Annotated in this window: 20 protein-coding genes, 1 tRNA gene and 1 pseudogene; 7 read left to right on the forward strand and 15 right to left on the reverse strand. The window is 70.4% G+C overall.

What is annotated here, in order from left to right:
- Positions 1 to 56 precede the first annotated feature (56 nt).
- From DI573_RS04820 to DI573_RS04835, 4 genes are all read right to left on the reverse strand, one after another.
- Complete coding sequence (locus DI573_RS04820) at positions 57 to 2,558, reverse strand: UvrD-helicase domain-containing protein (RefSeq protein WP_292811227.1); 2,502 nt, start codon at positions 2,556 to 2,558, stop codon at positions 57 to 59.
- Positions 2,559 to 2,610: 52 nt separating this feature from the next.
- Positions 2,611 to 3,486 carry a CHAD domain-containing protein gene (locus DI573_RS04825; RefSeq protein ID WP_292811229.1) on the reverse strand — a complete coding sequence of 292 codons (876 nt, stop codon included), beginning with the start codon at positions 3,484 to 3,486 and terminating at the stop codon, positions 2,611 to 2,613.
- A gap of 408 nt (positions 3,487 to 3,894) precedes the next feature.
- Positions 3,895 to 4,689, reverse strand: a complete 795-nt coding sequence (locus DI573_RS04830; protein WP_292811231.1) for an ABC transporter permease — start codon at positions 4,687 to 4,689, stop codon at positions 3,895 to 3,897.
- A complete protein-coding gene (locus DI573_RS04835) occupies positions 4,686 to 5,741 on the reverse strand; it encodes an ATP-binding cassette domain-containing protein (RefSeq protein ID WP_292811233.1) in 1,056 nt (351 codons plus the stop codon). Before DI573_RS04835 ends, DI573_RS04830 begins: the two co-directional genes overlap by 4 nt.
- A 62-nt stretch (positions 5,742 to 5,803) precedes the next feature.
- On the opposite strand from DI573_RS04835, the gene DI573_RS04840 reads away from it, so the two are divergent.
- The 3 genes from DI573_RS04840 to DI573_RS04850 all read left to right on the forward strand — a co-directional run bounded on the left by DI573_RS04840 (position 5,804) and on the right by DI573_RS04850 (position 7,443).
- Positions 5,804 to 6,796 carry a WYL domain-containing protein gene (locus tag DI573_RS04840; protein WP_292811236.1) on the forward strand — a complete coding sequence of 331 codons (993 nt, stop codon included), beginning with the start codon at positions 5,804 to 5,806 and terminating at the stop codon, positions 6,794 to 6,796.
- A gap of 80 nt (positions 6,797 to 6,876) precedes the next feature.
- Positions 6,877 to 6,949: transfer RNA gene (locus DI573_RS04845), tRNA-Met, on the forward strand.
- Between the two features lie 65 nt (positions 6,950 to 7,014).
- Complete coding sequence (locus tag DI573_RS04850) at positions 7,015 to 7,443, forward strand: DUF1345 domain-containing protein (RefSeq protein WP_292811238.1); 429 nt, start codon at positions 7,015 to 7,017, stop codon at positions 7,441 to 7,443.
- On the opposite strand, the gene DI573_RS04855 is transcribed toward DI573_RS04850, so the two are convergent.
- Entirely contained in the window at positions 7,359 to 8,105 is a 747-nt protein-coding gene (locus tag DI573_RS04855; protein WP_292811240.1) for an SUMF1/EgtB/PvdO family nonheme iron enzyme, read from the reverse strand. The genes DI573_RS04850 and DI573_RS04855 overlap by 85 nt on opposite strands.
- A 97-nt stretch (positions 8,106 to 8,202) precedes the next feature.
- Between DI573_RS04855 and chrA the strand changes: the two genes are divergently transcribed.
- Positions 8,203 to 9,405, forward strand: a complete 1,203-nt coding sequence (gene chrA, locus DI573_RS04860; RefSeq protein ID WP_363331339.1) for a chromate efflux transporter — start codon at positions 8,203 to 8,205, stop codon at positions 9,403 to 9,405.
- Positions 9,406 to 9,414: 9 nt separating this feature from the next.
- Here the strand turns inward: chrA and DI573_RS04865 are convergent, their stop codons facing one another.
- The 3 genes from DI573_RS04865 to DI573_RS04875 are packed head-to-tail and all read right to left on the reverse strand — an operon-like array spanning position 9,415 to position 12,464.
- Complete coding sequence (locus DI573_RS04865; protein WP_292811244.1) at positions 9,415 to 10,464, reverse strand: ABC transporter permease; 1,050 nt, start codon at positions 10,462 to 10,464, stop codon at positions 9,415 to 9,417.
- Positions 10,461 to 11,420 (reverse strand): ABC transporter ATP-binding protein, encoded by a 960-nt coding sequence (locus DI573_RS04870; RefSeq protein ID WP_292811247.1) that lies wholly within the window; start codon positions 11,418 to 11,420, stop codon positions 10,461 to 10,463. Before DI573_RS04870 ends, DI573_RS04865 begins: the two co-directional genes overlap by 4 nt.
- 9 nt (positions 11,421 to 11,429) lie before the next feature.
- Positions 11,430 to 12,464, reverse strand: a complete 1,035-nt coding sequence (locus DI573_RS04875; RefSeq protein WP_292811249.1) for a glycerophosphodiester phosphodiesterase family protein — start codon at positions 12,462 to 12,464, stop codon at positions 11,430 to 11,432.
- Positions 12,465 to 12,634: 170 nt separating this feature from the next.
- On the opposite strand from DI573_RS04875, the gene DI573_RS04880 reads away from it, so the two are divergent.
- Positions 12,635 to 13,561, forward strand: coding sequence for a Bax inhibitor-1/YccA family protein (locus DI573_RS04880; protein WP_292811261.1), 927 nt, complete (start codon positions 12,635 to 12,637; stop codon positions 13,559 to 13,561).
- Between the two features lie 543 nt (positions 13,562 to 14,104).
- Here the strand turns inward: DI573_RS04880 and guaA are convergent.
- From guaA to DI573_RS04915, 7 genes are all read right to left on the reverse strand, one after another.
- Positions 14,105 to 15,688: a glutamine-hydrolyzing GMP synthase gene (gene guaA, locus DI573_RS04885; RefSeq protein WP_292811251.1), complete on the reverse strand. Its 1,584-nt coding sequence runs from the start codon at positions 15,686 to 15,688 to the stop codon at positions 14,105 to 14,107.
- Positions 15,685 to 16,215: a DUF3817 domain-containing protein gene (locus DI573_RS04890; RefSeq protein WP_292811253.1), complete on the reverse strand. Its 531-nt coding sequence runs from the start codon at positions 16,213 to 16,215 to the stop codon at positions 15,685 to 15,687. Before DI573_RS04890 ends, guaA begins: the two co-directional genes overlap by 4 nt.
- 51 nt (positions 16,216 to 16,266) lie before the next feature.
- Positions 16,267 to 17,055, reverse strand: coding sequence for an SURF1 family cytochrome oxidase biogenesis protein (locus tag DI573_RS04895; protein WP_292811262.1), 789 nt, complete (start codon positions 17,053 to 17,055; stop codon positions 16,267 to 16,269).
- An 80-nt stretch (positions 17,056 to 17,135) separates the two neighbouring features.
- On the reverse strand, positions 17,136 to 18,254 hold the full coding sequence (locus DI573_RS04900) for a GuaB3 family IMP dehydrogenase-related protein (RefSeq protein ID WP_292811264.1): 1,119 nt from the start codon (positions 18,252 to 18,254) through the stop codon (positions 17,136 to 17,138).
- A 51-nt stretch (positions 18,255 to 18,305) separates the two neighbouring features.
- Positions 18,306 to 18,584 carry a DUF2277 domain-containing protein gene (locus DI573_RS04905; RefSeq protein WP_292811256.1) on the reverse strand — a complete coding sequence of 93 codons (279 nt, stop codon included), beginning with the start codon at positions 18,582 to 18,584 and terminating at the stop codon, positions 18,306 to 18,308.
- Between the two features lie 46 nt (positions 18,585 to 18,630).
- Positions 18,631 to 19,263 (reverse strand): TMEM175 family protein, encoded by a 633-nt coding sequence (locus DI573_RS04910; protein ID WP_292811257.1) that lies wholly within the window; start codon positions 19,261 to 19,263, stop codon positions 18,631 to 18,633.
- 55 nt (positions 19,264 to 19,318) lie between these two features.
- Positions 19,319 to 20,716, reverse strand: a complete 1,398-nt coding sequence (locus DI573_RS04915; RefSeq protein WP_292811259.1) for an IMP dehydrogenase — start codon at positions 20,714 to 20,716, stop codon at positions 19,319 to 19,321.
- Between the two features lie 331 nt (positions 20,717 to 21,047).
- Between DI573_RS04915 and DI573_RS04920 the strand changes: the two genes are divergently transcribed.
- Both DI573_RS04920 and DI573_RS04925 read left to right on the forward strand, forming a co-directional pair.
- Entirely contained in the window at positions 21,048 to 22,355 is a 1,308-nt protein-coding gene (locus DI573_RS04920) for a branched-chain amino acid ABC transporter permease (protein ID WP_292811266.1), read from the forward strand.
- A 7-nt stretch (positions 22,356 to 22,362) separates the two neighbouring features.
- Positions 22,363 to 22,533, forward strand: a pseudogene (locus tag DI573_RS04925) (branched-chain amino acid ABC transporter permease); the annotation flags it as partial.

Here is a 22,533-nt window from a genome sequence, read left to right on the forward strand (position 1 = left end):
CAGCCTAATCGCAGGGCCCGAACGATCGGGATGCTGTCGGCGGGCCTGCACGGACCCTACAGCTTCTCGATGGGCGCGATCTTGATCAGCAGTTTCTTGGGCCCGGCGCTGTCGAATCGCACGTGCGCGACCCGCTTGGCGCCCTCTCCCGTGACGGCATCGACACGCCCCTCGCCGAAGTCCTCGTGACGGATGCGGTCGCCCGAGGCGAGCTCGAGGTCACCGTTGTCGCGCACGCGAGCGGGCACGCGGTTGGGGAATCGATCGATCGAGGAGGCCTTCGGCACGAGGTCGTCGCCGTAGCGGCGGCCCGCCGACGCCCCCTCGGGCAGGGCACGCGCGCCCCAGTTGGACGCACCGCCGGACCCCCCGGGGCGCCTGGCGTTGAGCGCGCGCGACTGCATGCCGCCGCGGGAGTTGACATCGCCGGGCGACTGACGCCAGTCGATGAGGTCGGCGGGGATCTCCTGCAGAAAACGACTGGGCATCGCGACGGTGACCTCGCCGAACTGCGCCCGGGTCATCGCGAGCGAGAGGTGCAGCTTCTTGCGGGCGCGGGTGATGCCGACGTAGAACAGGCGTCGCTCCTCGGCCGGGCCGCCCGGCTCGTTCGCCGAGATGCGGTGCGGGATCAGATCCTCCTCGACACCCGTGACGAACACCGCGTCGAACTCGAGCCCCTTCGCGGTGTGCATCGTCATGAGCGAGACCGATCCGGAGGCATCGTCGAGGTCGTCGGCGTCCGAGACGAGCGCGACCTCGGCGAGGAAGTCGATCACCGTGCCCTCGGGGTTGTTGCGGGCGAACTCCTTGGTCACCGAGATCAGCTCGTCGAGGTTCTCGAGGCGCGCCTCGTCCTGCGGGTCGCGGCTCGCACGCAGCGCGTCCATGTATCCGCTCTTGTTCAGGAGGATCGCGAGCCCTCCGGCCACCGAGGTCGCCGGCGCCAGCTCACCCGAGGGCGGGAGCATGACGGCGGACGCCTCGACCAGCACCGCGTCGAGCTGCGCGACCGCGGCCTGGATCTTGGGCCCGACGCCCAGCGCCGACGCGTTGGCCAGCGCGTCGCGGAACGTGATGCCCTCATCGGCGGCGTACCGGGCGATCGTCGCCTGCGTGACATCGCCGATGCCGCGTCGCGGCCTGTTCAGGATGCGCCGCAGGGCCATCTCGTCGGCGGGGTTGGCGACCGCGATGAGGTAGGCCATCGCGTCCTTGATCTCGGCACGCTCGTAGAACTTGGTGCCGCCCATGATCTTGTACGGAAGCGCAGAGCGGATGAAGATCTCTTCGAGCGCGCGCGACTGCGAGTTGGTGCGATAGAACACCGCGATGTCGCCGTAGGCCGTGCCCCGCCGGTGCAGCGCCTCGATCTCGTCGGCGACGAACTGCGCCTCGTCGTGCTGCGAGTAGCCGGTGAAGCCGATGATCGCGTCGCCCGCACCCACATCGGTCCAGAGCTTCTTGTCTTTGCGATCGAAGTTGTGGCTGATCACCGCGTTGGCAGCGCTGAGGATGTTCTGCGTCGAGCGGTAGTTCTGTTCGAGCAGCACGACCTTGGCGCCCGGGTAGTCGCGTTCGAACTCGCTGATGTTGCGGATGTCGGCCCCGCGGAAGGCGTATATCGACTGGTCGGAGTCGCCGACGACGGTGAGGGATGCTGCCGCCTGGTCGGGTTCGTCGCGCCGTGCGGCCGGCTCGAAGATCATCATGCCCCCGCCGCCGTCGAACCCCTCGGGCGCGGCGCCGGAACCCGGCGCGCGGGTCAGCTCGTGGATGAGGGCGTACTGCGCGTGATTGGTGTCCTGGTACTCGTCGACCAGGATGTGCCGGAATCGACGGCGGTAGGTGTCGGCGATGGTCGGGAACGCGCGGAAGAGATAGACCGTCTGGGCGATGAGGTCGTCGAAGTCGAACGCGTTGGCCCTGGTGAGCGCGCGCTGGTAGTCGGCGAAGACCTCGACGAAGACGCGCTCGGCGGGATCGGACATGTTGGCCGTGCGCGCGTACGACTCGGCGTCGGCGAGCTCGTTCTTGAGCTTGGAGATCTTGCCCTGCACCGCCGCGGGGGTCAGGCCGTAGCGGTCGGCCTCGTGCTCCTTGACCAGGCGCTTGACGAGCGCCCGCGAGTCGCCGGAGTCGTAGATCGTGAACGACGCCGTGAAACCGAAGTTCTCGGCCTCGCGCCGCAGGATCCGCACACAGGCGGAGTGGAACGTCGAGATCCACATGCCGCGCGACACGTCGCCGACGAGGGCGTGCACGCGCTCACGCATCTCGGCCGCGGCCTTGTTGGTGAACGTGATCGCGAGGATCTGGCTCGGCCACGCCTCGCGCCGGCGCAGCAGCAGCGCGATGCGCCGGGTGAGCACGCTCGTCTTGCCCGACCCCGCTCCGGCCACGATCAGCAGGGCCTCGCCGCGATACTCCACGGCCTCGCGCTGGGGCGGGTTCAGACCCGCGAGCAGGTCGTCGTCGGGTGGGGATGCTGTCGCACCGGCAGAGTCGCGGGGTCCGCGATCGCTGCCGACGACGAGGGGCGTGGAGGCATCGGTCATGGCCTGTCAAGTGTAGGCGGGGGCCCCGACATCCGCCCCCGCCCGCGAGCGCTCAGCGGAGGGGACGTCCGGCGGTCCGGATGCGGGCGAGCGCGTCGTCGAGTCCTTCGAGCCGGCGGTCGGCCGTGGCGCGCGCCTCGGCCGCGAGAGCATCGTAGGCAGCGACCGGCTCGCCCGCCCGCGCGGCGCGCGCCCGCTCGCGTTCGACCCGCTCGGCGAAGATCACGAGGTCGCGGTGGTCGCCGAGCAGATCGTGCACGGCCTCGCCCGCCGCGGCCAGGTCGGCGACGATGTCGGCGAACAGGGGCGTCGCGGCCCCGATCGCCTCGCCGACGTAACGGAGGCGCCGACCGGCCTTACGCACTTCGTGCAGTCGTTCGACGCTGCCGTCCTGCCTCTTGGCCGCGCGGCGTACGCGCCGCACCTCCCGACGCAGAATGCGGCGCAGCGCCCGGCGCGCCGACTCCTCTGCACCCTCGAGGACGGGGTCCGCGGCGAGATCGCGCAGCAGGGCGTCCGCCTCGGCCAGCCGCTCACCCTCCGCGAGCTCAACCAGCCGGGCGTGGAGGCGCTGGTACTGCAGGAGCTCGTCGTCGACGAGACGGCGCCGGATGCCGTCATCCGCGATCTGCTGCTTCTCGAGCGCCTGCGCCGCGGCATCCGCCCGCACCTCCGCGTCGCGGACGACGCCGAGCTGGCCGCCCCACTCCGCGAACACCACGCGCACCCGTCGCGCGGCTGCGAGATCGAGCGGCGGTGCGAAAGCCGCCAGCACACTGCGCACACGGCGCACGGCGGTCCGATGCCGATGCACGCCGTCGGTTTCGTCGGCGAGCGCGGCGCCGCGGGTGTCGACGACGCTCGCGGCGGACGCCCGAACGATCTCGCGCACGACATCGCCGATCGGCGGTCGGGCGTCATCGCTCACGAGCTCACCCTACGTCGCCGACTATCCCGTGCGGCAGATCCCGCGATCGACTCCTGCCGTTGCGCCTGCGCCGAGATCGAGTGCTGACGACGAATGCACGACGGACGAGGGATGCTGCGCCCCATCCGTCACGCGAGTGCACATCCGTTTCGACGGTCGTGCAGATGAGCGCAGACGTTGCCAGGTGCCGTGGTCTCGGTGCACGCACGAGGCGGGACGCGTCACGGACCGCCCGCAGTACTCTGCGAGCAGTGCCGCCGGCGCGACTTCGGGACCGGCATCACCGTGGGTGTGCAATTTCGGTCGGTCATGATCTGACCCCTTTCCTTTGGCTTCATCCTTCGCCGCGTCACCGCACTCCGGTAGGGCACTTGGTCCCCCGCCGCCGATCTCGACCCATCGCGAGGACTATCCCGTGCGACGCATCGCGCGGATGCCGACCGTCAGCCCGACCGCCGCGAGCGCGAGCGCCGCCACCCAACCCCACAGCACGGTGATGTCGGCGAGGTCGCCCGACAGCAATGCCCGCTCGGCCTGCACTACCCAGTTCACCGGGTTGACGGTCGCGACCGCCCGCATCCACGGCGGCGCCGCGTCGAGCGGCAACAGCATCCCGGACAGGATCAGAAGCGGAAAGATCAGAGTCTGCTGCACGCCCCAGAAGAGCCACTCTCGATCCTTCGTCGCCAATGCGAGCGAGTAGGAGAGCGAACCGAGCCCGACACCGAAGACCGCCAGCAGCGCGACACCGATCACGAGTCCGGGCGCGTTCACGACGAAACCGAACGGCCACGCGATGGCCACGATGATGAGCGCCTGCACGACGATCGGCGCGATCTCCTTCAGCGCCCGCCCGACGAGCAGCGACGACCGCGCCAGCGGCGCGACGAGCGTGCGCTCGTGAGAGCCCGTCATCATCTCGTACTGCAGGTTCGAGCCGGTGATCCCCGTGCCGAAGAGCACGATCATGACGAGCACGCCCGGCACGAACCATTGCAGAGTCTCGGCCGCCGGCATGCCCGACTGTCCGATCAAGAGGGGGGCGAAAAGACCGAGGAACACGAGCGGCTGCAACAGACTGAAGATGAGCGAGAACGGGTCGCGCAGCAGCGGTTTGAGTTCTCGGGTCAGCACGTTCCACGTGTCGCGCGCGATGTTCGGGCGCACGGCCGTGTCGGGCCGTGCGGGGGTCTGGGCGGTCATCGGTTCGCTCCCATCGTCTCGGACGTCGCGGCATCCTTCTTGTCGTCGTCCTCTGCTCCGGAGCCCTCGCCGGCCTCCCGGAGGGTGCGGCCGGTCAGGGCGAGGAACACGTCGTCGAGAGTCGGCGGCACGCCGGTCGCTCGCAGGACACGGAGGCCGGCGGCCTCGAACGCGCGCAGAGCCTCGGGCAGGAGCGCGTCACCTTCGGGCACCGTGACACCGAGGGACGTCTCGGCCTCGTGGCGTACCTCGCGACCCGCGAGTCCGGCACGTGCGACGAGCTGCTCGAGGACCGGCCCGGCCGAGGACGCCGCGTCGGCGGACGCGAATCCGAACGTCAGCACGTCACCCGCCAGAGTCGCCTTGAGAGCCGACGCGGTGTCGTCGGCGATCACGCGCCCCCGGTCCATCACCATGACGCGCTCGGCATAGCGGTCGGCCTCTTCCAGGTAGTGCGTCGTCAGGAAGATCGTGGTGCCGTGCTCGCGGCGAAGGGTCAGGATGTGCTGCCAGAGGTTCGCGCGGCTCTGCGGATCGAGGCCGGTGGACGGCTCGTCGAGGAAGAGCAGCGGCGGGGCGTGCATGAGCCCGAGCGCGATGTCGAGCCGGCGCTTCTGCCCGCCGCTGAGCTGCTGGACGGACCGCGTCGCGAAGGCGCCGAGGTCGAGCGAGTCGATCAGTTCATCGGCTCGACGCACGGCATCGCCGCGCGACATCCCGTAGAACGCACCCTGACTGAGCAGTTCGTCGCGCGTGCGCTGCGCGAAGCTGCCGCTCGTGAGCTGCCCGACGTATCCGATGCGGGCTCGCACCGCCGCACTGTCGGTGAGGATGTCGTGGCCGACCACGCGCGCCGACCCGCTCGTCGGCGGCAGCAGCGTCGTCAGCATGCGCAGGCTCGTGGATTTTCCTGCACCGTTGGGTCCGAGGAACGCGACGAGCTCGCCTCGGTCGACGGAGAAGGAGAGATCGGTGACAGCATCCACCGTCTTCTTCTTGACGGCGAATCTCTTGGTCAGGCCCTGGGCCTCGATGATCGGTTCGTGCACCATGGGATCGACGGTAGAAGACATAGCGGACACATCCAGTCCGCATCGTGGGGCAATCTGGGCACATGTCCGGTACCACGTCACGTGCGCTGTCGATGCTCAACCTGCTCCAGACGCACCGGCACTGGCCGGGTTCGGAGCTCGCGGCGCGCTTGGGGGTGACGGAGCGCACCGTCCGGCGGGATGTGGAGCGCCTGCGCGAATTGGGCTATCGGATCGAGTCATCCCCCGGAACCGCGGGCGGCTATCGCCTCGAAGCGGGCAGCGCGGTTCCCCCGCTGCTGCTCACCGACGAAGAGGCCGTGGCGATGGCGATCGGCCTGCGTCTCGCGGCGACGCAGCGGCTCGCAGGAGGCGCCGAGACGACGCTGACCGCGCTGGCCAAGCTCGAGCAGGTGCTGCCGGCGCCGCTGCGCAGGCGCGTCTCCGCGCTGGCAAAGGCTGTGCAGCCGACGGGGATCGGTGCGGGATCGAGCGTGTCGCCCGAGATGCTGGGCGAGCTTGCGTTGGCCTGCCGCGACCACGAGAGAGTGCGCTTCACCTACACATCGGCTTCGGACGCCGTCACGGTGCGTCGTGTCGAGCCGCACTATCTCGCGCCCGCCGACCGGCACTGGTATCTGCTGTGCTGGGACCTCGACCGCGACGACTGGCGCACGTTCCGCGTGGACAGGCTCGCGGGCCTCGAGCACACCCGGGTGCTGTTCGTGCCGCGTGAGCTCTCGGCCGAGCAGGTGGATGAGTACATCACCGTTGCGACGTCGTGGGTGCGCACGGCCGTCGAGGCGAACGCGGTGCTCGAGATGCCGATCGAACGGATGCGCGCGGCGTTCGGTCAATGGGCGCAGGGCGCAGAGCCCGAGGGTGCGGACCGCACCCGTTGGCCCGTCGGCGGGCGCGACGTGCGCGAGACGATGTACGGGCTGTCTTGGATCCCGGCCGGGGTGGGGTACACGACCGACCTCGCCGAACCGGCCCGTTCGGAGCTTCGTGAGATCGTCAGGCGGATGGCGGTGGCGCTCGACGCCCCGGCGCCACCGCCTCCCGCCGCGCGGTGATACGTCATCGCGCGACATGCGAAGAAATCCGGCGCAACCCCCTCGACAGAACAGTCGGCCCCGGGTTAGCGTCGAATCATCGCGGCGACCCGGGTGGTCCCGGACACCGGCTCATACCCGGTCGCGTTGCGGGTTCGACTCCCGCCGTCGCGTCTACACATCACGAACAGTGCTGACGGATCTCCGGCCCGCGATCCGGGCGAGTACGATCACGCCCGATGCTGGGCCGCGGCGATGCCCGGACTCTGCACGTGTGGCTGGCCGCGACGAACAGTCCGCGCCGCAGTGCCGCCATCCCCACATCCGCTGCGCAATGGGCCGGCAAGACGGGCGAGGGACCGGTCTTCACGGACTACTACCACCTGTCGGCGCAGATCGCGACGACCATCTCCTCCTCCGACGTCACCATCACCGCCCCCCGCGCCCGCGCGATCGTGACCGGCCAGACCTACATCGCGTTCGCGTTCAGAACCTTCATCATCGCGATGCTCATCAGCGTGCTCTTCCTCTCGAACTCAGCACCGAGCAGGAGCGGCGGGCCACCGAGTCCGCACCGACCGCATCACCGTCCGAGCGGGGTCCATCCCGGCGGCAGCGGACCGTCGACCGAGGCGCGCTCACGATCGAGGACCGCCGACCAGCCCTGAGCGGCATCCACCGTCTCGAAGCCACCGCGTGCCACGCGGAAGCCGACGTCGTCGTGATGCATGCGCGGATGGCCTCCGCGGCGGACGCCCGCCCGCACGCTGTGCACGTCGTCGGCGAAACCGCCGCCCCGAAACACCCGGTACTCGCCGTAACGCGCGGGATCGAGCAGATCCCAGCACCACTCCCAGACGTTGCCGAGCGTGTCGAAGAGCCCGTTCAGGTTGGGCATCTTGCCCCCGATGTCGGCGGGGGCGCGCAGCCCATCGGCAGCCGTCCATGCGACCTCGGCGAGGGGGCCGTAGTGCGCGCCGATCGAGCCGGCGCGGCACGCGAACTCCCACTCAGCCTCGGTCGGCAGCCGGAAACCATCGGCATCGACGTGCCAGGTGACCTCCTCGCCCTCGAACGAGTAGGCAGCATCCAGCCCTTCCCACTCCGACGCGGCATTGCAGAAGCGGATCGCCCGCAGCCAGCTCACATCGGTCGCGGGGCGGCGCGGGTGTGATGCGCCCTCGCCGAGGATCTCGGCGACCTGCTCCTGCGTGACGGGATACACACCCAGCTCGAAGGCCTCGAGCGTGACGGTGCGACGAGCCTTGCGCCGCGCGTCGTGCAACGTCACCGAACCGGCGGCGATCGGCGCCATCTCGATCTCGACCATCCGGACAGTGTCGCACCCCGGCCCGCCACACCACGCCCGCCCGCCGATGGACACCCCCGAAAGCTAGGGTGACCCCGTGACTGACGCGCCCGCACCGATCGCCGAGACCCCTCGCCCCTCGGGCACCCCCGGCGAGGTGTTCCGGGCCTTCGCGAAGCTCGGAGTCACGTCCTTCGGCGGGCCGATCGCGCACCTCGGGTACTTCCGCGACGAACTGGTCACCCGCCGCCGCTGGGTCGATGACCGCGGATACGCCGACCTCGTCGCGCTCTGTCAGTTCCTGCCCGGCCCCGCATCGAGCCAGGTCGGGTTCGCGCTCGGGCTCCTCCGCGCCGGGCCGGCGGGCGCGCTCGCCGCCTGGCTCGCCTTCACGCTCCCCTCGGCGATCCTCATGGTCGCGTTCGCCGCCGGCGCCGGCATGTTCGGCGGAGTGGTCGGCTCCGGCATCCTCACGGGCCTCAAGATCGTCGCCGTCGCCATCGTGGCGCAGGCGGTGTGGGGCATGGCTCGCAGCCTCACGCCCGACGCGCGCCGCGCCGGCATCGCGGTCGTCGCCGCCGTCATCGCGCTGCTCGCCGCCGGATCCCTCGGCCAGGTCGCCGCCATCGTGCTGGGCGCGTGCGCCGGTCTCTGGCTCTGCCGCGCCGACGCGACGGGGGATGCTGTCGCCCTGCCCCTGCGCGTCTCACGGCGCGCGGGTCTCATCGCCCTCGGCCTGTTCGTCGCGCTCCTGATCGGTCTGCCCGTCGCGGCCGCTCTCCTCTCGAGCCCGGCCCTGGACGTGGCGGACGCGTTCTTCCGCGCCGGGGCGCTCGTGTTCGGGGGCGGCCACGTCGTCCTGCCCCTGCTCGAGGCCGAGGTCGTCACCGGCGGATGGGTCTCGCCCGAGGAGTTCCTCGCGGGGTACGGCGCGGCGCAGGCGATGCCGGGCCCGCTGTTCACGTTCGCCGCCTACCTCGGCGCCCTCGCGGCCCCCGGCGCCGCGGGTCTCGCCTACGCCGCGCTCGCGCTGGTCGCCATCTTCGTGCCCGGCATGCTGCTGCTGATCGGGGTCCTGCCATTCTGGAACGCCCTGCGCGCCCGGCCCGCGGCGCAGGCGGCGATGCGGGGCGCGAACGCAGCCGTCGTCGGTATCCTCGCCGCCGCCCTCTACGATCCCGTCTTCGTCACGGCGATCGTCGACTCCGCGACGTTCGGCCTCGCCCTGGTCTGCTTCGTGCTGCTGGTCGCGTGGCGCACCCCGCCCTGGATCGTCGTACTCGTCGGCGCGGCGGGCGGCATCGCACTCGCCGCGCTCTGATCCCCGCCGTCAGGCGATGCGGCTGCCCCTCGGCAGGCGACCGGCCGGCGTGCGCGTGCGCCGCCCCGCCCATAGGAGCACGCCCGCGGCGAGGACGATCTGGATGGCGAGCCCCGCGAACCAGCTCGGCACCGTCCGCGCGTGGATCTCTTCGGCCGTCTCACCCTGGTCCCACGACGCGCCGGCGCACTCGTCCCACTCGTTCCCCTCGGGAGGCAGCTGCATGACCCGCACCGCCACCGAGATCTGCCCGAAGGTGTCGACCGGGTAACCCTGGGGCGAGAAGGCGATGGGTGTCGCGTCGGCGAGGATCACGAAGGGATTGGCCGCCAGCATCCACCAGACGCCGTCGAAGCGCGGCACCTCGCGCGTCGTCTCCTCCCACTCACCGCAGGTGGGCGGATCCGTCGTCGGCATGCCCTGGAAGTCGTAGACGTACGACCGGTAACGGTCCGTGACCTCGGTGCGCACTGCGGCGCCACCCAGCCCGAAGGCGATGAGCGTGCCGATCGTGAGCGCCGCGACCACCAGATAGGTCGTCGCCACCGAGAACAGCGGCCGGTTCAGCACGCCCGACAGGCCCACGCCGAGCGCCGCGATCACGCCGATCTCGGCGACGAGCACTGCGACGGATGCTGCCACCACACCGATCGGCACCTCTCCGGCGATCGCCATGAAGGCGATGAACGGCACGGCGACGAGCGCGAAGGCGAGACCCGTCACCCACGCGGCGACGAACTTGCCGATCACGATCTGCGGCGTCGAGACGAGCGTGACCTGGACGGGGGCGAGGGTGGCCTGTTCGCGGTCGCCGTTGATCGCGTTGCCCGAGAGCGCCGGGCTGACGAGGGTCGCCAGCAGCAGAACCACATAGACGAGCACCGAGTACGCGCCGCGGAACTGCTCGGGCGATGACGAGAACACCATCCCCGCCAGCACGGCGACGAAGAACAGCAGCACGGCGAAGACGCCGAGCAGCACGTACCAGGCCACGCTTCGCACCCGCTGCCGCAGCTCGAGGCCCGCCACGGTCGCCACCCCGGTCAGAAACGGCATCATGGCGCGCTCCCCTCGTCGCCGAGATCGAGGAACGTGCGTTCGAGCTCGCCGGTCGCCGGGGCGAACTCGACGATCCGCTCCCCCGCGGCGATCAGTCGCGAGAGGGCCGACGCCGCCTCGTCCTCGGAGGCGAACGGCATCAGGATGTCGCGCCGGTCGACGCGCACCACTGCCGGATCCAGGTCCGGCAGCGCGGCGGCGACCCGCGCGAGCGCCGCGGACGTCTCGGCGCCGAACGTCTCGCCGGGCCCATCGAGCAGGCGCACCCGCCAATCGCGCGAGCGGGTCGCGGCGGCGGCGACCCGCTCGGCGCCCACGGTTTCACCGCGCAGCATGAACACCGCGTCGTCGGCGATCTCCTCGAGCTCGGCGAGCACATGGCTCGACACGAGGATCGTGCGCCCGTCAGCCGCGAGCCGGCGCAACAGGTGCCGCAGATCGATGCGGGCACGGGGGTCCAGTCCCGACGCGGGTTCGTCCAGCAGCAGCACGCGCGGGTCGTGCACGAGGGCTCGGGCAAGTCCCAACCGCTGCTTCTGCCCGCGCGAGAGCACCCGGGCCGGCGCATCGGCGAGCTCGTCGAGCCCCACCTGCCCGATGAGCGCCGCGGCGCGGGATGCTGCGGCCTCGCGCGGCATCCGGTACAGCCGCCCGGTGGTCACGAGCGTCTCCCGCACGGTGAGGGAGGGCCACGCGCCGAGCGCGTCGGGCATCCATCCGAGGCGCGCCCGCGCCCCGCCCGGATCGGCGACGGGATCGACGCCGTCGATGCGGATCGTGCCGCCATCGGGCCGGAGGAGCGAGGCGAGCATGAGCAGCAGCGTCGTCTTGCCCGAGCCGTTGGGCCCGACGAGCGCCGTCACGCGTCCCGGCAGCGCCTGCAGCGTCGCGTCGCGCACCGCATGCACGTCGGCGAATGAGCGGCGCACGGCGGTGGCCTCGATGCCGGGGGTCATGCGGCCAGCCTATGCACGTGCGCCCGCCGCCCTCGCACCCCGCGCCTCACGGCGGAAGAACTCGACCCCGAGATCGGCGTGGTCGACGAAGACGCCGTCGACGCCAGCATCCCGGATGAGCGCCCACTCGCCCTCATAGTCGCCGAAGGCCGCACCCCCGCCCCGACCCGTGAACCCCGTCGTGAGGAACGTATTCTCGGGGCGGCATGTCCACGTGTACACCTGAAGACCGCGGGCATGCGCGTCGGCGACGGAGAAGCCATGACCCGTGCGGGCGGTCTCGAGGATCATCCGGCGATCGACGCTCACGCCGTCGACGTCGCCCGCGAGCGCGTCCAGACCTGCGGGGTCGACGCTCTCGCGATACGTCGGCGCGGATGCACCGCGCGCCGCGACCAGGTCGAAGGGCCGGCCCGACGCCTCGATCAGATAGATGTACGTGCCGGGGATGCCGAGCGCGCGCAGCCGCGTCAGCGCGGTCGATTCGAAGGCCTCGAAGACGACGGGACCGGGCGGCGCGATCCACCCGCTCTCGGCGAGCTCCGTGGCGATGAGGGGGACCGGATCCAGCCCGATTCCGGCGAAGTACGTCGCGTGCTTGATCTCGAGCACGACGCCGATGGGTCGGCTCTGCTCGGCGCAGGCCGCGCGGACGAGGTCGAGCACGTCGCGCAGCCGCAGCACGGGTTGCCGATCGTCGAAGCTTGCACTCGTGCGGCGGATCTTGGGCAGCCGCTCGCGGCAGCGCAGGGTGCGCAGCTCGTCCCACGTGAAGTCCTCGGTGAACCACCCGGTCAGCGCCTGCCCGTCGACGACCTTCGTCGTCCGCCGATCGGCGAACTCCGGCCGCGTCGCGACATCCGTCGTTCCCGAGATCTCGTTCTCGTGCCGCACGACGAGCACGCCGTCGCGGCTGACCACGATGTCGGGCTCGACAGCATCCACGCCCATCGCCAGCGCGAGATGGTAGGACGAGCGGCTGTGCTCGGGGCGATACCCGGGCGCTCCGCGGTGGCCGATGACGAGCGGATGCCGGGGGGCCATGCGCTCCAGGGTATCCGCGGCCGGCGCGGCCCCTGACTTCGTGTGCCCACGGATCGGGGCCTCATAGTCCTCTCACAGCCCAACGCCGTGCTTCTGCGCCGCGAAGCGGATATCGTTGTTCAACAGCACATCGCTGTGACCCCGACAGCACTTGGAGTGTGAGCCAGGCCATGGCCCTCAACAACCCCGCGTTCAACAACCCGGCGTTCCAGGACCCGCGCGCCGTGCAGACCTACCCCGGCGGATCGCAGGCAGCGAACCTCGGCCGCTCGTCGCAGTTCGCCTCCGCCTCGCACGCGACGGTGGACGCCGGAGCGCAGGCGCAGATGGAGGGCATGTACGCCGCCCCCGCCGCCGGTGCGCACCAGACCGACCGCATGACCGTGGAGGACACCGCCGTCAAGACGGTGGCCCTCTTCGCGATCCTGCTCGTCACCGCCGCGATCGGCTGGGTGTGGACCCTCGGCGGCCTCACCATCACCGGTGACGCCAACCAGCCCGTCAACATCCTGCCGTGGATCATCGGCGCCCTCGGCGGCTTCGTCCTCTCGCTCGTCGTGATCTTCACGTCGCGCAAGAAGGTCCGCCCGGCCCTGATCTTCGCCTATGCCGCGTTCGAGGGACTCTTCGTCGGCGGCATCTCGGCGTTCTTCGAGGTGCAGTGGCCCGGCATCGTGATGCAGGCCACGCTCGCCACCCTCGCCGTCGTCGGCGTGACCCTCGCCCTGTTCGCCAGCGGCAAGGTGCGCGCGTCGAAGAAGGCCACCAAGATCTTCATGATCGCGATGATCGGATACCTGGTCTTCTCGCTCCTGAACGTGATCCTCATGTGGACGGGCGTCCTGCCCCAGGGCCAGGCCTTCGGCCTGCTCAGCCAGGAGGTCTTCGGCATCCCCCTCGGGCTGATCATCGGTGTGCTGGTCGTCATCATGGCGGCGTACTCGCTGGTGCTCGACTTCGACTCCATCCAGCAGGGCGTGCGCAACGGCGCTCCCCGGCAGTACGCCTGGCTCGGCGCCTTCGGCATCATGGTGACCGTCGTGTGGCTCTACATCGAGATCCTGCGCATCATCGCGATCGTGCGCGGCAGCGACTGACCCGCGGTTTCGTACCTCGAGAGGGGGTCGTCCTTCGGGACGGCCCCCTCTTCGCGTGGCTCGGGCTGCGGCGGGCGCCGCGGCGGCGCCGGCGCGGCACGGCACGGCACGGCACGGCACGGCACGGCACGGCACAGCGGACAACATTCCGGAGAAACGGCCGGCAACGCACACCCGAACCGCGAAAACACGCGGCGAGCGCGGCGTGAACGCCCCTTCGTTCCGGAATGTTGACCGCCGATGACCCCGGCGCCGATCGGTTCACCACGCGGCAGGCGCGGCACGGCGCGGCGCGGCGCGGCACGGCGCGGCGCGGCACGGCGCGGCGCGGCACGGCGGACAACATTCCGGAGAAACGGACCGCAGCACACAGCCGAACCGCGGAAACACAAGGCGCGCGGGGCGTGCACGCCCCATCGTTCCGGAATGTTGGCCGCCAAGCGCACCCAAAGCCCGTCGAACGGCGCGCAACGCTGGTCGACGCGCGCGCAACGTCCGTCGACCAGCGCGCAGCGCCGGACCCGCGCGCCGCCTAACGGCGCGTCACTCCCACTCGATGGTTCCCGGCGGCTTCGACGTCACGTCGAGCACGACCCGGTTGACCTCGCGCACCTCGTTGGTGATGCGGTTCGAGATCTTCGAGAGCACGTCGTACGGCAGGCGGGTCCAGTCGGCAGTCATCGCGTCTTCGGACGAGACGGGCCGCAGCACGATCGGGTGACCATAGGTGCGCCCATCGCCCTGCACACCGACCGAGCGTACGTCGGCGAGCAGCACGACGGGGCACTGCCAGATCTCGCTGTCGAGTCCGGCGCGCGTCAGCTCTTCGCGGGCGATGGCGTCGGCGTCACGCAGGATCTCGAGGCGGTCGGCGGTAACCTCACCGACGATGCGGATCCCGAGGCCCGGCCCCGGAAACGGCTGACGGGCGACGATCACCTCGGGCAGCCCGAGCTCGCGGCCGATGGCCCGCACCTCATCCTTGAACAGGGTGCGCAGCGGCTCGACGAGCTCGAACTGCAGATCCTCGGGGAGACCGCCGACGTTGTGGTGGGACTTGATGTTGGCCGTGCCCGAACCGCCGCCCGATTCGACGACGTCAGGGTAGAGCGTGCCCTGCACGAGGAAGCGGATCGGCTCGCCGTCGGCCGCGGCCTCGAGCACCAGATCGCGCTCGGCCGCCTCGAAGGCACGGATGAACTCGCGTCCGATGATCTTGCGCTTCTTCTCGGGATCCGAGACGCCCGCAAGCGCCGACAGAAACTGCTCGCGCGCGTCGACGGTCACCAGGCGCACACCCGTCGAGGCGACGTAGTCGGTCTCGACCTGCTCGCGCTCGTTCTTTCGCAGCAGACCGTGGTCGACGAAGATGCACACGAGCTGGTCGCCGACGGCCTCGTGGACGAGAGCCGCCGCAACTGCGGAGTCGACTCCGCCCGACAGACCGCAGATGACACGAGCCGAGCCGACCTGGTCACGGATGCGGGCGACCTGCTCGGCGATGACGTTTCCGCTGTTCCAGTCGGCCGGCAGACCTGCCGCGCGGTGCAGGAAGTTCTCGATCACGCGCTGACCGTGATCGGTGTGTTTGACCTCGGGGTGCCACTGCACCCCGTACATGCGGCGCGCGTCGCTGCCGAACGCGGCGACGGGGGTCGCGACGGTCGCGGCGAGCACATCGAATCCCTCGGGTGCGCGCGAGACCTGATCGCCGTGACTCATCCACACGTTCTGAGCGGCGGGCTGGCCCTCGAGCAGCACTCCCCCGGAGCCCACGACGGCAGCATCCGTCGCTCCGTACTCGCGCAGCCCCGTGTTGGCGACCTCGCCGCCGAGCGCCTGCGCCATGACCTGGAAGCCGTAGCAGATGCCGAGGGTCGGCACGTCGAGCTCGAACACGCCGGGGTCGAGCGTGGGCGCCCCCGGCTCGTACACCGACGAGGGGCCGCCCGACAGAATCAGACCGACGGGGTTCTTCGCGGCGATCTCGGCCGCGCTGGCGGTGTGCGGCACGATCTCGCTGTACACGCCGGCCTCGCGTACGCGCCGCGCGATCAGCTGCGCGTACTGCGCACCGAAGTCGACGACGAGGACGGGCCGCTGGGAGGTCTCTGTGGCTTCGGTCACCGGATGCTCTCGGACGAAGGGGCGGGGGTGGATGCCGTCGCCTCGGCGGCCGCGGCCGCTTCGCGCTCGGCGAGATAGGACTTGACCTCGCGGGCGACACGCACCTCGAGGAAGAACGACAGCAGGGGCACGATGCCGCCGAGCGCAAGCAGCAGGAAGCGCGGGAAAGGCCAGCGCATCAGGCTCCAGACGCGGAAGCACGCGAAGAGGTAGACGACGTAGAACCAGCCGTGGGCCACGAGGATGAACAGCGAGAGGTTGAACCCGTCACCGGTCGAGATCATCTCGCACGCGCTGCCGGGCAAAAACAGCGAGTACCACTGGCATTCGGGGCCGGGGATCGCGGTGGCGAACCAGAGCAGGCCCCCCGAGCCTCCGGCGAACAGCTCGACGTGCAGCGGGGTGTATTTCAGAACCATCTCGGCCACGAGCAGCAGCAGCCCGACGCCCGTGATGACCGAGGCGATCTGGTAGAACCTCAGCGCCCCGCGGATCTTCGGAAACGATGCGAGGCGGGGGGCGGGCATGATGCCCAGTCTACCCGCGGCGCGACCCCCGACCGCGGCGGTCACGCCGGCTCAGGATGCTGCGGCGGCGGCGTCCTCGAGAGCCTCGAGCTCCTTCTCCCACGCGTCGCGCGCGAGGCGGTACCAGAGGTAGAACGCGAACCCCGCGAACACCGCCCACTCGATCGCGTAGAAGATGTTGAGCCAGTTGACCGGCGACAGCTCTTCGGGGGCGGATGAGGTGATCGCGTCGAGCCCCACGTCGCCCGACGACTCCGGCGAGATGGCGGCGAGATACGGGCGGTACACCTCGAGCCCGTCGATGTCGTGCCAGCGCGCGAGCAACGCGGCGGGCGACATCCGGGTCATCTCCTGCGGGTTCGCACCGGCGGGGGGCAGGCCCGGGCCCTCGTCGGAGATGAGTCGGCCGCGTACCTCGACGGCGGCGTCGGGGGTCTCGGCCACGGCGTCCTCGAGCGCACCGGCCGCGGCGTCCGCGGCGTCGCGCGTGGGAACCCATCCGATGGCGACGGCGAGGGATGTCGGGGCCGCCGTGCCCGCGAGGCGCAGCTGACCGGTGACCCAGAACCCCTCGACGTCGTCGTTGAAGCGGGACGAGACGACGAGGAAGTCGCCCGGGACCCATGTGCCGACAGCATCCGTCAGCTGACCGACGAGCGGCTCGGCGAGGTACTCGCCCGGGGCGACGACGTCGGCGAGCTCTCGCACCTGCTCGGTCTGGCCGGGCGGCGGCGGATCGCTGTCGATCGCGCGCGCGAGCTGCCACTGCCCGAGCCAGGCGAACACTCCCGCGACGGCGAGGCACAGGGCGAGCATCGCCAGCCACCGCGGTCGCAGCATGACCTCGCGCAGCGTCGGCGGAAAGATCTGCTCGTCGGGATCCGGCGCGGGTGCGGGGTCGGTCACGGTGCCGGTCGTGGTCATCCCTGCCCGTAGGGGGCGACGACGACCTCGACGCGCTGGAACTCCTTGAGGTCGGAGTAGCCGGTCGTGGCCATCGACTTGCGCAGCGCCCCGATGAGGTTGGCGGTGCCGTCGGCCACCGGCGCGGGCCCGTACAGGATCTCTTCGAGAGGGCCGACCTGCTTGACGTGCACGCGACGCCCGCGCGGCAGCTTGGAGTGGTGCGCCTCGGGGCCCCAGTGGAACCCGTGGCCGGGCGCGTCGGTCGCGCGCGCGAGCGCGACGCCCAGCATGACGGCGTCGGCGCCCATCGCGAGCGCCTTGACGATGTCGCCCGAGGTGCCCACGCCGCCGTCGGCGATGACGTGCACGTAACGCCCGCCCGACTCGTCGAGGTAGTCGCGGCGCGCACCCGCGACGTCGGCGACGGCCGTGGCCATCGGAGCGTGGATGCCGAGGGTCGCACGGGTCGTCGACGCCGCTCCCCCGCCGAAGCCGACGAGCACGCCGGCGGCGCCCGTGCGCATGAGGTGCAGCGCGGCCGTGTAGGTCGCGGCGCCGCCCACGATGACGGGCACGTCGAGGTCGTAGATGAACTTCTTGAGGTTGAGGGGAGCCTGCGCCGAGGACACGTGCTCTGCCGAGACGGTGGTGCCGCGGATGACGAAGAGGTCGACGCCCGCCGCGACGACGGTCTCGTAGAGCTCCTGCGTGCGCTGCGGCGTCAGGGAGCCCGCGACGGTGACCCCACCCGCGCGGATCTCGGCCAGGCGCTGGCTCACCAGCTCGGGCTTGATGGGCTCGGCGTACAGCTCCTGCATGCGCCGCGTCGCGTCGGCGTCTTCGAGCGCCGCGATCTCGGCGAGGTGCGGCTCGGGGTCGTCGTACCGGGTCCACAGGCCCTCGAGGTCGAGCACGCCCAGTCCGCCGAGCTGGCCGAGCATGATCGCGGTGCGGGGGCTGACGACGGAGTCCATCGGGGCGCCGAGCACGGGGATGCCGAACTGGTAGGCGTCGATCGACCAGCCGGTCGAGACGTCTTCGGGGTTGCGGGTGCGGCGCGAGGGCACCACGGCGATGTCGTCGAACGTGTACGCGCGCCGCGCGCGCTTGGCACGCCCGATCTCGATCTCCATGCTCACCCGCCCAGCCTACCGGTCGCCCCCGACAGCGCCCTCGGCGCGCGGTCAGGCGGCTGAGTACCGCCCCGACGCGACCGCGCGGGCACGGGCCTTCGCGGCCTCCTCCTCGCGGTTCTTCGGCGGCACCGTGGCGACCAGGTCATCGAGCAGGTGCTGCGTGATGTGCGCGATCTCGTGCACGGCGCGATCGAAGGCCTCCTGGTTGGCCTTCGAGGGCTTCGTGGTTCCTGCGATCTTGCGCACGTACTGCAGGGCGGCGGCGTTGACCTCGTCGGCGGAGGCTGCCGGTTCGAAATTGTGGAGAGTGTGGATGCTGCGGCACATGCCGCCGAGGGTACGCCGCCCTGCGGGGCCGGTCCAGACCCGGCCCCTACGCGGCGCGCGAGTGCTGACGGCGGGCCAGCAGGGCGGAGAGCGGCCCGTTGAGGAAGTAGAGGAAGAACGCGTACGAGCCCAGCCACGGCGAGATCGCGGCGACGACCCCACCGATCAGCACGGCCGCGAGCCCTCCGATGCCCTGAGCGCGCGCATCGGTGACGTCCTCGCGCAGCAGGTGACCGCCGCGCGCCGACGCCCAGACCCACGACAGATAGCCCAGCAGCGTCGCGAGGAAGACGTTGATCGGAAACAGCATCCGCCCGGCGTAGAAGTCGGAGTAGTCGGCCGTGAGCGACGTCGTGAACGGGATCAGCACGATGAACAGCAGCCGCGCGTTGTTGATCCACAGCAGCGTGGCATCGACCCGCGAGATGTCGCGGAACTGCCGCGCGTGGATCACCCACAGCATGCTCAGCAGCCCGAAGCTGACCGCGAACGCGACGAAGCTCGGCATCATCGCCCCGAGCGCCGCCCACAGTTCGGCGTCGGTGGTCACCTCGCCGATGGTGGATGCTGTCAGATCCAGCACCAGCAGGGTGGCCGCGATCGCGAACACGGCATCGGTGTAGGCCTCGGTACGCGTCGTCGACATGACCGTCCGGTCTCGTCTGCGCTCTTCGGCCATGGGGTCAGATTAGCGAGCCCGCGTCCCGGACGGGTGAGCCTGCCGAGCGCCCCGGCTACTTCTTGTAGTTGGGCGCCTCGACGACGATCTGCACGTCGTGCGGGTGCGACTCCTTCAGACCCGCGGCGGTGATCCGCACGAAGCGGCCCTTCGCCTTCAGCTCGTCGATCGTGCGCGCACCGACGTAGAACATCGACTGTCGCAGCCCGCCGATGAGCTGGTAGGCCACGGCCGACACCGGACCGCGATAGGCGACCTGGCCCTCGATGCCCTCGGGGATGAGCTTGTCGTCGGAGGGCACGTCGGCCTGGAAGTAGCGGTCCTTCGAGTACGAGGTCTTCTTGCCTCGCGTCTGCATCGCCCCGAGCGATCCCATGCCGCGGTACTGCTTGAACTGCTTGCCGCCCTGGAAGACGATCTCGCCCGGCGACTCGTCGGTGCCCGCCAGGAGCGAGCCGAGCATGACGGTGTCGGCGCCCGCGACGAGGGCCTTGGCGATGTCGCCCGAGTACTGCAGGCCGCCGTCGGCGATGACGGGAACGCCCGCCGGCCGGGCGGCGAGCGACGCCTCGTAGACCGCGGTGACCTGCGGCACACCGACGTTGCCGCCGATGACGTCGATGTGGGAGAAGGAGGCGTCGGACTTCAGCCGGCGCACGATGTCGATGACCCCTGCCGACTGCCCGTTGGCGGTGTCGACGACGATGACGTCGACACCCGCGTCGCGCAGGGCCTCGGCGCGCTGCCACGCGTCGCCGAAGAATCCGATCGCCGCGCCGACGCGCAGGCGCCCCTGGTCGTCCTTGGTGGCGAGGGGGTACTTCTCGCTCTTGTCGAAGTCCTTGATCGTGATCAGGCCCGCGAGCTTGCCCTCGTCGTCGATGAGCGGCAGTTTCTCGACGCGGTGCTTGGCGAAGGTCGCGATCACGTCGTTCGCGCCGATGCCGACGGGGGCGGTGATGAGGCCGTCGCTGGTCATGACGTCGCGCACGCGCGTCGTCTGGCGCTCGAAGCCTGAGACGAAGCGCATGTCGCGGTTGGTGATGATGCCGACCAGCCGCCCGTCGTCATCGACGACCGGCAGCCCCGAGATGCGGTACTGGGCGCACAGCGCGTCGACCTCTTCGACGGTGGCGTCGGGTGTCGTCGTGATCGGGTCGGTGATCATGCCCGACTCGCTGCGCTTGACCCGGTCGACCTGCGAGGCCTGTTCCTCGATCGAGAGGTTGCGGTGCAGGATGCCGATCCCGCCCTCGCGCGCGATGGCGATCGCCATGCGGGCCTCGGTGACGGTGTCCATCGCACTGGAAAGCAGGGGGGTGGCGACGGTGATGCGTCGCGTGACCCGGGAGGAGGTGTCGGCCTCGCTCGGGATGACGTCGGTGTGGCCCGGAAGCAGCAGCACGTCGTCGTAGGTGAGGCCGACGAATCCGAACGGGTCGTGCTGGTCCATGGGGGCTCCTCCTGCGGGTGGGGGGCGAACCGGGTCGGCTGGGCAGGGTCCGATCCGTCCCTAGATTCTACGTCTGCACGACCTCTCGCATTCCCGCGCGCGAGCCCGTCGCATTCCCGCGCGCGAGCCCGTGATCCCGCGGCCTGAGAGGCCACGGCATCCCGTGTCAGCTCGGTTGCGATTCGGTATCACGTGCCGACGTGCGCAGACCGATCTGGCACCGAAACACCGCCGACACATTACGCTCGTACCGTCGTCCATCAAGGCGGATGCGACGCGACCATCCGCGGATGGCGCCCGGACTGGAGGATCTGTGAGTCCCACGACCGCGATGGCGAGGCGTTCCCGGGTGGGATCGATCCTTGCCCTAGGTGCGCTGCTCGGCGTCTTCCTCGCGATGATCTTGACCCTGGCCGCTGCTCCGGCGTCGGCCGCCGAAGACGACCCGTACCGCATCAGCGGCAACGTGCAGCTCGACGGCGAACCCCTCGAGGGCGTCCGGCTCGTCATCGACGGACCCGGCGGCGAGCAGGAGGTCGAGACGGATGCCGAGGGCCAATGGCGCGTCGGCGTCCCCGAACGCGGCGAGACCTACACCGTCACCCTCGATGAGGACACCCTGCCGGAGGGCATCGCCGTCGTCGACGAGGAGAGCGACACCCCGAACGAGAAGGAGGTGGAGGTCGGGGCCGGAGGGCGCGTGACCGTCAACTTCTTCATCGGCGAGGGTGAGCGCAACGTCACCTCGTTCGCCGACCAGCTCGTGGAGCGCATCGTGCAGGGGCTGAGCTTCGGTCTCATGCTGGGCCTGGCCGCCGTGGGCCTCTCGCTCGTGTTCGGCACCACCGGCATCTCCAACTTCGCCCACGGCGAAATGGTCACCTTCGGCGCGATCGCGGCCCTCGTGCTGGTCGGGCCGGCAAGCCTCGCGCTGCCCCTCTGGCTCGGGTTCCCTCTCGCCATCATCCTCAGCGCCGGGCTCGGGCTCGTGCTCGACATGATCCTGTGGCGACCGCTGCGAAGGCGCAGAGTCGGCGTCGTGCAGCTCATGATCGTCTCGATCGGCCTCTCGCTCGCGCTGCGATACGTCTTCCAGTTCTTCATCGGCGGCGGCACACTGCAGCTGCCGTACTCCTCGACGCCGCGCATCAACCTGTTCGGTTCGGTGCAGATGAGCGTGATCGACATGATCTCGATCGCGATCTCGATCGTCGTCATCGTCGCCTTCGCCCTCTGGCTGACCCGCTCGCGGCTCGGCAAGGCGACCCGGGCGATCTCCGACAACCCCTCGCTCGCGGCCGCCTCCGGCATCGACGTGGACTTCGTGGTGCGGGTGGTCTGGGTCGTGGCGGGTGGCCTGGCCGGACTCGCCGGAATCCTCTACGCGTACTTCCGCCCCGGCATCCGCTGGGACATGGGTGCGCAGGTGCTGCTGCTGATGTTCGCCGCCGTCATCCTCGGCGGACTCGGCACGGCCTACGGCGCCCTCGTCGGCGCCCTCATCGTCGGCATCCTGGTCGAGGTGTCGAGCCTGTGGATCCCCGCCGACCTGAAGTACGCCAGCGCGCTGTTCATCCTGATCGTGATCCTGCTGTTCCGACCGCAGGGCATCCTCGGCCGCCGCGAGAGAATAGGTTAAGCGCACCATGGACTGGCTCCAGATCCTCTCCAACTCGGCGTCGTCGATCATCAGCCCCGCCACGCTGGGCTACGCCCTCGCCGCCCTGGGCCTGGCCGTGCACTTCGGCTACACGGGCCTGATCAACATGGGCATCGCCGGCTTCATGGCCGTCGGCGCCTACGGCTACGCCATCTCG

It is taken from the genome of Microbacterium sp., assembly GCF_003248605.1.
Classification (GTDB): domain Bacteria; phylum Actinomycetota; class Actinomycetes; order Actinomycetales; family Microbacteriaceae; genus Microbacterium.